This window comes from Sanguibacter sp. Z1732 (assembly GCF_051020515.1).
Taxonomy (GTDB): Bacteria; Actinomycetota; Actinomycetes; order Actinomycetales; family Beutenbergiaceae; genus CALKWS01.
This window is the reverse complement of sequence record NZ_CP194857.1, coordinates 3963003-3975307: the sequence shown is the minus strand read 5'-3', so window position 1 is coordinate 3975307 and position 12305 is coordinate 3963003. Positions and strand designations below refer to the sequence as shown.

The 12305-nt window shown below is 69.7% G+C and carries 9 protein-coding genes and 2 pseudogenes; 3 read left to right on the top strand and 8 right to left on the bottom strand.

The window, feature by feature from the left end:
* Window positions 1-5 precede the first annotated feature (5 nt).
* Window positions 6-521 (top strand): CinA family protein, encoded by a 516-nt coding sequence (locus ACRRRO_RS20650; RefSeq protein ID WP_424797227.1) that lies wholly within the window; start codon window positions 6-8, stop codon window positions 519-521.
* Window positions 522-685: 164 nt separating this feature from the next.
* Window positions 686-1011: pseudogene (locus ACRRRO_RS20645) on the top strand (helix-turn-helix domain-containing protein).
* An 8-nt stretch (window positions 1012-1019) separates the two neighbouring features.
* Here ACRRRO_RS20645 and ACRRRO_RS20640 read toward each other — a convergent pair.
* The 8 genes and pseudogenes from ACRRRO_RS20640 to ACRRRO_RS20605 form a co-directional block, all read right to left on the bottom strand.
* Window positions 1020-2399, bottom strand: a complete 1380-nt coding sequence (locus ACRRRO_RS20640) for an MFS transporter (protein WP_424797226.1) — start codon at window positions 2397-2399, stop codon at window positions 1020-1022.
* Window positions 2400-2425: 26 nt separating this feature from the next.
* The gene (locus ACRRRO_RS20635) at window positions 2426-3232 is read right to left on the bottom strand and encodes a DNA-formamidopyrimidine glycosylase family protein (RefSeq protein ID WP_424797225.1); all 807 of its coding nucleotides are present in this window, start codon (window positions 3230-3232) and stop codon (window positions 2426-2428) included.
* Window positions 3219-8015 (bottom strand): annotated as a pseudogene (locus tag ACRRRO_RS20630) (DEAD/DEAH box helicase). The gene ACRRRO_RS20635 and the pseudogene ACRRRO_RS20630 overlap by 14 nt, the downstream one beginning before the upstream one ends.
* Window positions 8016-8132: 117 nt before the next feature.
* Window positions 8133-8672, bottom strand: a complete 540-nt coding sequence (locus ACRRRO_RS20625; RefSeq protein ID WP_434080779.1) for a YbaK/EbsC family protein — start codon at window positions 8670-8672, stop codon at window positions 8133-8135.
* 73 nt (window positions 8673-8745) lie between these two features.
* Window positions 8746-9630 carry a carbohydrate ABC transporter permease gene (locus ACRRRO_RS20620; protein WP_424797222.1) on the bottom strand — a complete coding sequence of 295 codons (885 nt, stop codon included), beginning with the start codon at window positions 9628-9630 and terminating at the stop codon, window positions 8746-8748.
* Window positions 9623-9823 (bottom strand): hypothetical protein, encoded by a 201-nt coding sequence (locus ACRRRO_RS20615; RefSeq protein ID WP_434080778.1) that lies wholly within the window; start codon window positions 9821-9823, stop codon window positions 9623-9625. Before ACRRRO_RS20615 ends, ACRRRO_RS20620 begins: the two co-directional genes overlap by 8 nt.
* A complete protein-coding gene (locus ACRRRO_RS20610) occupies window positions 9814-10575 on the bottom strand; it encodes a carbohydrate ABC transporter permease (RefSeq protein WP_434080777.1) in 762 nt (253 codons plus the stop codon). Before ACRRRO_RS20610 ends, ACRRRO_RS20615 begins: the two co-directional genes overlap by 10 nt.
* Window positions 10572-11903: an ABC transporter substrate-binding protein gene (locus ACRRRO_RS20605; protein ID WP_434080776.1), complete on the bottom strand. Its 1332-nt coding sequence runs from the start codon at window positions 11901-11903 to the stop codon at window positions 10572-10574. Before ACRRRO_RS20605 ends, ACRRRO_RS20610 begins: the two co-directional genes overlap by 4 nt.
* Window positions 11904-12078: 175 nt before the next feature.
* Between ACRRRO_RS20605 and ACRRRO_RS20600 the strand changes: the two genes are divergently transcribed.
* Entirely contained in the window at window positions 12079-12303 is a 225-nt protein-coding gene (locus tag ACRRRO_RS20600; RefSeq protein WP_424787971.1) for a DUF3046 domain-containing protein, read from the top strand.
* Window positions 12304-12305: the final 2 nt, after the last annotated feature.

The following is a 12305-nucleotide window of genomic DNA, read 5'->3' as shown; positions in this document are numbered from 1 at the left end:
GGCCCATGACCGGTCTGACGGCGGAGAACCCGGCCGCGACGCTCCTGGCTCGGCTGGGCGCGGCCTGTTGGAGCCTGGGCGCGGCTGAGTCCCTCACCGGTGGGCTGCTCGCCGACCGGATCGTGCAGGTTCCGGGCGCCTCGGCGACTTTCCGGGGTTCGGTTGTCAGTTACGCCACCGACGTCAAGCGGGATCTGCTCGGGGTGGACGCTGGTCTGCTCGCGGCGCACGGACCGGTGCATCCGCTGGTGGCCGCGCAGATGGCTGCCGGGGCAGCGCAACTGCTTGGCACCGACCTCACCCTGGCTACCACCGGCGTGGCCGGCCCGGCCGGTCAGGACGGGCAGGGAGTCGGCACGATCTATCTGGCCTGTGCTCATCCGGGTGGCGTCTGGGTACGGCACTACCGACTCGCCGGGGGGCGGGAGCAGTTGCGCGCGTCCTCGGTGGACCTGGCGCTGGCGCTCGGCGCGGCGGCGATCCGGCCCACCGGGAACAAACAAGATGCGCCCGGGCGTTGAAGCAAGTAATGATCACACGTATGCACCCTCCGCGCTCCAGGCGCCCGGCCGGCCGTCCGTCCACTCCCCGGACGGTGCCACGGGCGATCTCGGGGTACGGTAATACTGCAACACCGGCACACACATCCAAGAGTTCGATGCAGGCGAGAGAGGAGGGACGCACCATGGTGGTTCTTCGCAGAGAAATCGGTGATGTCCTTCGCGACATCCGCCAGCGCCAGGGCCGCACCCTTCGCGAGGTCTCCTCGGCCGCCCAGGTGTCCCTCGGTTACCTCTCCGAGGTCGAGCGCGGACAGAAGGAAGCCTCCTCGGAGCTGCTCAACCCATCGCCTCGGCATTGAGCGTGCCGTTGTCGGTGGTGCTGCGGGAAGTCTCCGACCGCATCGCGCTGGTCGAGGGGATCGCCGTTCCGGACACGGTCCCGGTCAGTTTCGCCGAGCAGATGGCCATGGCCGAGCAGTTCGGCCAGGAAGATCTCGCCGGCGTCTGAGCCCGGGCTCAGCCCTCGTCCCGGACCGGTTCCCCGCCCATCGCATGGGTGGGAAACCGCCGGGGCGCGAGGAGCAGAGCCACCACGGCCAGCACGCCTACCACCAGTAGCGCCACGAACACCGCATGGGTCGCCGCATGCATCGCGACGTCGGCGGCTGCTCCCTCCCGGCGCCGCAGCACCGTGTTCGCGACCGCACCGAACCCGGCCGCCCCGATGCTCTGTCCCAGGAAACGGGCGTACAGCAACCCCCCGGTGACGGTTCCGCGCTGGTCCCAGCCGACCGTGTTCTGCAGGCCCACCATCAACGGGGTGGACAACAGACCCATCCCGACGCCCATCAGGGCGCTGCACGCCACCGGCTGCCACACTCCGGCGTCCGGTCCGAGCAGGCTCAACCCCACCCCGGCCAGCACCGTGACCAGGGCGGTGTCCCGGAACCCGATTCGCAGGTAGGCCTTCGCGGACAGGCTTGAGGTGATCGGCCAGGTGATACTCATCGTGGCCAGCACGAACCCCGCGGCGATCGGTGACAGCCCGAGCACACTCTGCCCCCAGTTCGGCAGGTAGACCGATAGGCCGATCACCGCCATCCCCGCGGCCCCCGAGGCGATGTAGGCCGAGAGGGTGATGCGCTGCGCCCACAGGTGTGGTGGCAGGATCGGCTCGGCTGCACGACGTTCCACCAGCACCAGTGCGGCTGCGGCCATGACGGCCACGCTCACCATCACCACACTGGTGAGCGACCACCACGGGAAGGTGGCTCCGCCCTGAAGCAGCCAGAAGATGAGCAGCCCGGCCGAGATCAGGATCAGCGTTGCGCCGGGGTAATCGATCCTGTGGCGCCGCCGCGCGATGTCCTCGTGCAGGCCCCGCAGGATCAGCACCAGGGCGAAGATCCCGATCGGGATGTTCACCAGGAAGATCCATCGCCAGGACAGGTACTGGGCGAACAAGCCGCCCAGGGTAGGGGCGAGCACCGCCGAGATGCCCCACACGCTGGCCAGGTACCCCTGTACCCGGCCGCGTTCGCGCACGCTGTACAGATCCCCGGCTACGGTCTGCACGGTCCCCGCGATCGCCCCCGCGCCCAGTCCCTGCAGCGCGCGGAAGGCGATCAGCGCGACCATGTCCCAGGCTGCCGCGGACAGGGCCGAGGCCGCCAGGAATACCGACACCCCGAACACGAGCACCGGTCTGCGGCCGTGGACGTCGGTGAGTTTGCCGTAGATCGGGATCGTCACGGTCTGGGTGAGGAGGTACACCGAGAACACCCAGCCGACCTGATCGAACCCCCCGAGGTCACCGACCACCTGCGGTACGGCGGTGGCGATGATCGTGGTGTCCATCGCCACCATGGCCATCGTCAGGACCAGCGCGGACAGCACCGGTGTCCGTGGATCTCCCCGCAACCTCAATACCCGGCCCCCGCTCGCCTGCCTTCCTGACAACCCGGACAGTAGAACGCCGGCCGTGCCAACGGTGGCGCAGCAACCTCGGCAACGGCAATCATCTCACCACAGCGCCGGCAGGGCTTCCCGGCCCGGTCGTGCACGTGGGTGCGCAGCCCCGCTCCCAGGTGCCCGGTGGCGGTCAGTTCGGGTGCGTCGGCGCTGCGGCGCATGAGGAACGACGCCGTGGCGTACAGCGCGCGGGGATCTGGCACCCGGTCGGCGGGTAACCACGGGCTGAGCCGGTGTTCCCACAGTGTCTCGGCCATGTAGATGGTGCCCATCCCGGCCGCCACCCGTTGGTCCAGCAACGACTCACCGACCCCACGGGAGCCTTGGGCATGCAGATTCCGCGCGGCCCCATCCAGGTCCGGGTGCTTCGCCATCAGGTCCGGTCCCAGGTGCGCGATGAGCCGGCGCTCGTCACGAGCACGCACCAAGTCCATCATGCCCAGGTGTGAACCCACACAGGTCCATCGCGCAGTGGCGAGCACCGCACGGATCCAACGACCTCGGAGCGCTTCGGGCGGGGCGGCGGTGCGCCGCACCCGCCAGGTGCCATCCATGCGCAGGTGGGTGTGCAGGCTCCAGCCGTTCCCGGTGCGGATGAACAGGTGCTTGCCGTAGCCGAGGCACTCGCTCACCTGCTGACCCGTCAGGTCGGCATCGCCCAGGCCCGGCCAGCGCAGTTCGGCACGCACCAACGGTCCCGTCGTCAGTGCTCGGGTGAGGTGGCGCGCCACTCGGGCCACGACGTCACCCTCGGGCACCCGAGCTCCCCGACAGTCCCGAGCCCGCGCGCAGCCGGAGCCCACGTGGGGTGGCGATGAACCCCGCCTCGGTCAGGGCCGCGACCAGCGGGCTCCGTTCGGTGAGGGCGTCGGCGCCGTCTGCGCGCTGCACCGTGAACCTGCCCAGCGCTCCGTCGCCGGCCCATCGGGCCAGTTCAGTCGCCGCGGCCCGCAGCGCCGCCGGAGCGGAGGTGAAGGAGAGCAGGCTCCTGGCTCCGCGTTCCAGGTACAGCACCAACCGGCCGTCCACCAGCACCACGCTGGCCCCCACCTTCCGGCCCGGCCGGTGTCCGGTAGCCGTGGTGGTGACCGTCTCCGGCCACGCCAGCGCACCGCCGTAGGGCTGCGCAGGATCGGTGGCAGCCAGCAGCACTGCCTGCCCACGATCACGCTCCACCTCGGCCGCATCGGCACGCAGCCGCTCCACGCACTCAGCCAGGGCGAACTGGGCAGCCCCCAGGCCCTCCACGAAGTACCCCCGACGCACCTGACCGCCCTGCTCCGCCTCGGCTAGCACCCGGTAGGCCGCGGAGAACCCGCCCGGCACCCGGGTCCCGACCGAGCCACGGGTCAGTACGCCGTCCCGATCCACCAGCGACAGCACCGCGGCGACGGCCCGCTCGGGCGCTGGAGCCCGTTCCGGTACCGCCGACCACCGTCCGATCGCGGAAGGAGGCGTGGGCACCGCGCTGCCGGTGCGCCGGCCGCCTGCCCCGAAGCCTGCTGCACGCAACGCCCCGGCCCGCAGCGACCGCGGCCGGGCGGGCCGCCGGCCGGCCACATGGGTGCCGGGCCGGGCGCCGCCCGCCGACATCCACACGCGCAGCGGCGCCAGGGAGTCATTCGTCAGATGGCCGGCCCAGGCCAGGTCCCATAGGGCCCGTACCACCTCCTCGGTGCTGACCTGCGCGAGCTCCTGGTCGTCACCGTCCTCCTCCGGTGCGGGCGAGGCCGAACGCACACCGGCGACCAGATCCCGGAAGAACACTCCGCCCCCACCTGCCAGCGCCTCCAGGACGGCCCGATGCACCCGGCCGTGGGCGGCGTCGTCATCGGGCGGGGGCGCCAGTTCCGCAACAGCCTCGGCCGGCAGCAGGGCGAGCAGGCCATCGCTGCCCGGACCGGCGCCGGCCCCCACCCAGACCACCTCCCCGGAGGCGGTGAGTTCATCGAGCATCGCCGGGCGGTAGTCGCTCACCCGGGCCGGCAGCACCAGGGACTCCCATGCCGAGGCGGCGATCGGGCTGCCGGCCAGTTGCTCCACCGTGCTGAGCACCCCCTCCACCCCGCGCAACCGTCCGATCTGGTGCCAGCGCGGGGAGAAGATTCCCAGCGCCGCGGCGGGCACCGGCTCTACCTCGGCGCGCAGCGCCGCCAGCGACCGGCGCCGGATCCTGCGCAGCACCTGGGCGTCGCAATAGTCCGGCCCGGCCATCGCCGCACTGGCCGCGGTGTGGGCCTGCACCGGACGCAGCGTTCCGGCAGCGAGCACCCCCTGGTCGGTCAGTGCGGTCAACGCGGGGGTGAGCGTGGCCACGCCCAGGCCGAACCGCTGCGCCACCTCGCCGGCCCGGAACGGACCGTGGGTGCGAGCGTGCCGGCGCACCAGATCCAGGAGAGCATCGGGCGCCGGGGCGGTGAAGTCCTCGGGCAGCCCAGGGGGAAGCGCCACCCCCAACGCGTCGCGGACACGGCCGGCGTCCTCGGCGATCACCCACTGGTCCTGCCCGGCTACGCGCACCGGCAGCACCCGCCGGGCGGCGGCCAGGTCCGCCAGCCAGCCGGGTACGTCCTGCGGCGTGGCACTGCGCGCGGTGAGTTCGTGCTGCGGCACCGGCCCCAGTCGCCTGATCAGGTCCACCAGGGCCTCGAGGTCGCGGGCCCGGGTCGTCTCGGTGCGTAGACCCACCTCGGCCTCCACCGAACTCAGCGCGTCGACGTCGAGCAGTTCGGCCACCTCGGCACCCTCGCCGAGCAGTTCCGTCAGCAGCCGGGCATCGAGGGTCAGCGCGGCGGCACGGCGCTCAGCCAGTGGCGCGTCACCCTCGTACAGGAACTGCGCGATATACCCGAACACCAGGGACTGGGCGAAGGGGGAGGGCTGGGGGGTCTGCACCTCCACCAGGCGCACCTCCCGCCGGTCCAGGGCGCGCATCAGGTCCGTCAGGGCGGTGATATCGAAGTCGTCCTGCAAGCACTCCCGCACCGCTTCCAGGACCACCGGGAAATCGGTGAACCGGCCCGCCACCGAGAGCAACTGGGCACTGCGCTGACGCTGCTGCCACAACGGCTGGCGCCGGTCCGGGCGGCGGCGGGGCAGGAGCAGTGAGCGAGCCGCCGCCTCCCGGAACCGAGCGGCGAAGTGCGCCGAGGAGGTCAGGGCGCTGAGCACATCGGCGTGCACATCCTCCGGCGCCAACACCAGCTCGCCTACGTCCAGCGGACCGCGTGCCTCATCCTCGGCCCAGGTGGTCTCGGGCAATCGCAGCACGATCCCGTCATCGGCGTGCATCACCTGGGCGTCCAGGCCGAACCGCTCCCGCAGCCGGGCGCTGAGCACCAGCGCCCAGGGCGCGTGCACCGCCGCGCCGCCGCGCGTAGGGGGAGTGGATCGCGATTCTCCAGTCACCCAACTCGTCGCGGAAGTGCTCGGCCACGATCGTGCGGTCGGTCGGTAACGCCCCGGTGGACTGCTCCTGCTCACCGATGTAGGTCAGCAGGTTCTGCCGCGCCCAGTCGTCCAGGCCGGCCAGCCCCGCCCGGGCGTGGGCGCCGTCGGGGTCGGTGGCGAGGTGGCGGATCATCTCGCCGTGGGCTCGGCCCAGCTCGGCCGGGCGGGGCGGGGCGTCACCCTTCCAGAAGGGCAGTCGGCCCGGCAGGCCCGGGGCGGGGGAGACCAGGACCCGGTCGGGCGTGATGTCCTCGATGCGCCAGGTGCTCGAGCCGAGGGTGAAGGTGTCCCCGACGCGGGACTCGAACACCATCTCCTCGTCCAGCTCTCCCACCCGCTTGCCGCCGCGGCGCGGGTCCTGTTCCCCCACGAGGTAGACCCCGTACAGCCCACGATCGGGAATGGTGCCCCCGGAGGTCGCCGCCAGGCGGAGCGCGCCCGGGCGGGCGCTCAGGGTCCGACCGCGACGGTCCCACACCAGGCGGGGCCGCAGTTCGGCGAAGTCCTCACTCGGATAGCGCCCGGAGAGCATGTCCAACACCGCACGCCATACCCCGTCGGTGAGACCGGTGAAGGGAGTCGCGCGGCGTACCAACGCCACAAGTTCGGCCTCGTCCCAGTCCTGCACCGCGGTGGCGGCCACCACCTGCTGGGCGAGCACGTCCAGTGGGTTGGCCGGGACGTGCACCTGCTCGATCTGTCCGGACCCGGCCCGCGCGGCCGTGGTCACCGCAGCCAGTAGGTCACCGCGGTGGGTCGGCATGACCACCCCGCGGGAGACCTCCCCGACCTGGTGTCCGGCCCGACCGATGCGCTGCAACGCCGAGGCCACCGACGGCGGGGCCCCGACCTGGACCACCAAGTCGACCGCGCCCATGTCGATCCCCAGTTCCAGTGAACTCGTAGCAACCACCGCCGGAAGCGTCCGGATTTCAGGGCGGACTCGATCCGGACGCGCTCCTCCCGACTCATCGAGCCGTGGTGAGCCGCGGCGATCACCGCCTCGGGCGGTACGTCGGTGCGGGAGCCGGACTGGCCGGGTGCCTGCGCCGGCTGATCGGCACCGGGGTCGGGATCGTCCAGGCCGAGCCGCCGGGCCTGGCACTCGTTGATCCGGGCTGCCAACCGCTCCGCGCCCCGGCGGGAGTTGGTGAACACGATCGTGGCCCGGTGGGCGTTGATCAGGTCTGTGATCCGCTCGGTCACGTGCGGCCAGATCGAGTTGGCCTGCCCTGCGCCCGGGCGGGTCAGTTCCGGGAGCCGCCCGGCCGCGGACCCGGACAGGTCCAGTTCCTCGTCCCCGCCGGTGGCCGGTGGGTCGGCGCTGCTGGCTGCCCCGCCGATGTCGGACAGGTCCGGCACCGGGACGGTCACGTCGATGTCCAGGACCTTCGCGATGCGCGGAGCCACCACCCGCACCTCGCGCCCACCCTCGGCGATCGGGCGTGCCCCGGCCAGGTACCGCGCGACCACCTCGGGCGGACGGACCGTGGCCGACAGTCCGATCCGCTGCACCGGGCGCTCGGTGAGCACATCGAGCCGCTCCAACGACAACGCGAGGTGCGCACCGCGCTTGTTGCCGGCCAGGGCGTGCACCTCATCGAGGATCACCTGCTGCACACCCCGCAGCCCCTCCCGCGCCGCGGAGGTGAGGATGAGGAACAACGACTCCGGAGTGGTGATCAGGATGTCGGTGGGCCTGGTGGCGAAGGCCCGACGCTGCGCCGCCGGAGTGTCCCCGGTGCGCACGCCAACCTGGACTTCGCGTACCGAGCGGCCGTGGGCCTGGGCGGCCTGGGTGATTCCCACCAGCGGTGAGCGCAGGTTTCGCTCCACGTCGGCGGCCAGTGCCTTGAGCGGGGACACATAGAGCACTTTGCACCGCAGGCCCGGGTCGGCCGGGTCCGGGCCGGTGAGCAACCCGTCCAGCGCGGCCAGGAACGCCGCAAGCGTCTTCCCCGACCCGGTCGGGGCGACGACGAGGGCGTGATCGCCGGAGGCGATCGCCTCCCACGCCTGGGACTGGGCGGCGGTCGGCGCGGCGAATGCGGAGGAGAACCACGCCGTCGTCGGCTCGCTGAACCCGGTCAGGGGCGCCGTGGTCTCCCGCGGGAGGGTGCCCGGGTCCGGTCCGCGCTCAGTGGATCCACTCACCGCCCTATTGTGACGGTAGGTACCGACACCCCGCCCGGAGACCCCGGCCGAGGCTCAGGCGCTCGGCACCGCGAGGTCGGTGATCACCTGGGCCCCGGGCAACTGTTGCGCGAGCGGGCCGGGCATGCGCACTTTGGATCGGCGCACCCCCGAGCCGATCACGATCTGGTCCTGGGCCACCACCCGCTCATCGATCAGTAGCGGCCAGTCCTGCGGGAGTCCGATCGGAGTGATGCCGCCGTACTCCATCCCGGTGGCCTCCACCGCGGCGCCCATCGACATGAAGGAGCACTTGCGCGCCCCGAGCGTCTTGCGGATCGCGGTGTTGATGTCCGCCTTCGTGGTAGCCAGGACCAGGACGGCGGCCAGGGTCTCGGTGCCGGACCGCCGGGCCCGCACCACCAAGCAGTTGGCGCTGGATTCCAGAGTGATGTCGGTCGCGGCGACCAGGGCGGAGGTGTCGGCGATCGCAGGGTCGATCTCGGCCACCTGGACGGCCTCGGCGCCGGGCCAGCCGGCCAATGCAGCGCGGGTGGGTTCGGCGAGTAGGTCGGAGTGCTCGGTGGCGCGCAACCAGGTCAGTTCAGTTGTCATGACACATTCGATACCAGGGCCGGCGGGGCTTGCTCAACCCCGCCGGCAGTGCGCCTCGACGACGGATCAGGCCTCATTTGAAGCCAGCACTCTTGATGGACTCCACGATCTGGCGCTGGAAGAAGAAGAACACCAGCAAAGTCGGGGCCGCCGCCACCGTGGCGGCGGCCAGGATGTAGTTCCAGTCCGCGGTGTACTGCTGTTGGAAGGTTGCGATTCCGAGTTGGACCACCCGCAGGTTGGGATCCGAGGTGATCGTCAGCGGCCAGACGAAGGAGTTCCAGTTCGCCAGGAAGAAGAAGACAGCCAACGCCGCCAGTATCGGGCGTGACAGCGGCAGGATCACGTTCGCGTATATCCGCCAGTAACTGGCTCCGTCCACCAGGGCGGCCTCCTCGAGTTCCTTGGGAAGGGAGATGTAGAACTGGCGCAGCAGGAAGATGCCGAAGGCGTTGAAGATGGCCGGGATGATCAGCCCGGCGTAACTGTCCACCAGACCCAGCGTGCGCACCACCACGAATGTGGGAATCAGTACCACCGGCAGACTCACCAGCAGGGTGGAGAAGATGATCAGGAAGATCGTGTCCCGGCCCTTGAAGTTCAGACGGGCGAGGGCGTAGGCGGCCATCGAGTGGAACCACAGCGCCAGCACCGTGACCGTGCCCGCCACGAACAGGCTGTTGGCCATGTATCGCAGAAATGGCACCTCGGTGAAGACGTACGTGAAGTTCTCCAGGGTGGGACTGGCCGGGATCAGGTCCAGGCTGTAGACGTCGGCTGCGGTCTTGAAGGAGCCAGATACCATCCACACCAGCGGGAAGATGGTCAACGCCCCCAGTACCAGGCCGAGCGCCAGCATCATCGTGCGCCGCTTGGTCCACAAGCTGTCGACCCGCACCCGTCGTCGCGGGGTCGCGGTGTGGTCTTGGTGGTCTGGGTGGGCGACTGTGTCAGTCATTGTCGAACCGTCCTCCGCGGGTGAGGGCGAACATTAGGCCGGACCAGATCATCAGCACCAACACCAGTACCGAGCCGATCGCCGCCGCGTAGCCCAGTTCGCCGAACAGGAACGCCTGCTCGTAGACATAGAAGATCAACAGCGTGGTCGCTCCGGCTGGTCCGCCGCCGGTGAGCACGAAGATCAGGTCCAAGCCGCCGGTGAAGACCGCGACTGTTCGGTAATGACGACGAAGAAACTGGTGGGGCGCAACAGCGGGGAAGTGATCAGCAGGAACCGCTGCCACGCATTCGCTCCGTCGATGCGGGCAGCCTCGTAGTACTCGCCCGGTATGTCCTGTAGCCCGGCGAGAAAGATCACCATGTAGTAGCCCATCTGGAACCAGACGGTCACCACGATCACCGCGGTCAGGGCCAGGCTGGGTTCACCGAGCAGGGAGACATCGGTGATGCCCAGTCCACTCAGGGCCCGGGAGATGATCCCGGTGCGCTCGGCGAGCATGAACTCCCAGACCATGGCGACGACGACGAGGCTGACCACGTAGGGCACGAACAGCGCACTCCGAACCAGGCCCACGAACGGGAACCGTTGCTGGACCAGCAGCGCCAGAGCCAGCCCGATCACGTAGATCGCCGGTACCACGGCTACGAGGTAGATCAGCGTGATGCGTACGCTGTTCCAGAACTGTGGGTCTCCGGCCATGCGTACGTAGTTGTCCACGCCCACGAACTCGAAGGTGCCGAAGCCGTCCATGTGGAAGAACCCCAGTACCACGGCCAGCACCATCGGGAGCGCCACGAAGACCAGCAGTCCCAGGGAGTCCGGAAGCAGGAACCAGAACGCTGCGCGGCGTTCCCAGCGGGCTTGTGCGGACTTCCCACCGGTCGCCGACGGGGTGGCCGGCGACTCACGGCCGGCCGTGCGCGAGAGCGTCAGTGAACTCATATCAGTGAGCCCCCTTCGTATGTTTCCAGGTAACTTTCGATCGCCGATTGAGTGATCTGCGCCTGCTCGTTCGCCTCGGCGCCGGCGAGCATGGTGTTCTGGATGGCGTTGGAGACGGCCTTGTAGATAACCGGTGGGTAGCGAGGCTCACCCCGGCCGGTGGGGACGATCTCGTCGCGGAACTGCTGCAGAATCGGGTTTTCGAACGATCCGGTGTCGCCGATCGCCCGGGTCACTGAGCGGCGTGCCGGGATATTGCCCTTGGCCAGCCCGTTCCATTCCACCGCTGCGCCGATGGACCTCTCACTCATCGTTCCCATCAACTCGACCGTGAAGCGGGCTGCGGCGTCGGGATCCACCCCACGGCTGTTCACTACGAATGCCCACCCGCCTAGCGCGGTGACCGACTGCCCACCGGGCGGGGACGGGAGTTGGAAGATGCCGTAAGGGTGGTCGGGGGCGTTCTGCCGCATCGCCTCGACCTGCCAGATGCCTGTCTGCCACATAGCCGCGTACCCGTTGGTGAAGGCGCTGACCAGGTCGCCCCCGGCCGGCAATGTGCGCGGTGAGGCACCGGATTGCACGGCCTCCTGGAACAGGCTCAGGGCCTGCACGGCGGCGTCGGAGTCGAAGTGCGGTGTGCCGCTTGCGGGATCGATCACGTCCCCGCCGCCCTGCCATATCCACGGGTAGAAGGTGAAGTTCTGGTAGTAACTCGGGGTGGTATCGAGGACCAGACCGGCACGCTGGCCACCGGTGAGTTCCCGGCCGAGGCCGAGCATGTCATCCCAGGTGCTCGGCAGGTCGCCCTCGGCCAACCCGGCCTCCTCGAACGCGGCGATGTCGTAGAAGATTGCGAGGGGTTCCTGCTCCATCGGTAGGCCGTACACGCGCCCGTCGACCATCCGGGTTGCCAGCGCGTCGGGGTAGAAGTCGTCGATAGCCTCTTGCGTCAGGTATGGCGTCAGGTCCGTGAGCACGCCGCCGTTGTAGTAGCGCAGGAAGTCGCCGGGGGAGATCAGGAAGATGTCCGGGCCCTCGTCGGCGGCAAAGGCGGTGGTGATCCGGGTGTTGGTGGGATCGGTGTACCCGGGGATGTGCACCATGTCCACCGGGCGCTCGCCCGCCTCCGCCCAGCGTCTGGTGGCGTTCAGGAACCAGTCGCTCTGGGCGATCACGTTCGGATCGCCCGCACGCTGGGGGGAATAGTTGTTCCAGAACTGCATCGGCCGTGAGGCCGAGGCGTCAGAGCAACTGCTCAGCGCCCAGGCTGCGCCGAGGCTGCCGAGTGCGCCGGCTCCCAGGCGGAGCGCGTTTCGTCGGCTCATTGTCGTCGTCATCGATCGACTCCAGAAGGAGGTTGCCAGTCGGTCAGTGACATCGCGGTGAAACCGATGCCGTCACACAGCGGCAGGTATCCAGACTGTGCGAGTAATCGATTACACGCTAGAAGCGAGACGTCCGACTGTCAACGCCTTGACCCGGCCTCATAAGGTTGCGCGGGTGAAGCATTCGGAATTCTGGTCCGCCATGACCGACACCTTCGGCAGTTATGCCGCATCGCTGGCCAAGGACATGGTGCTGGGGCCACTGGGTGGGCGGACGGCGCAGGAGGCCCTGGACCAGGGCACGTCCCCGCGCGAGGTCTGGGCGGCGATCTGCGTGGTCAACGACCTGCCCGAGCACGTGCGTTGGCACCACCGCCAACCTCAGGCGCGCAAGCGGTAATC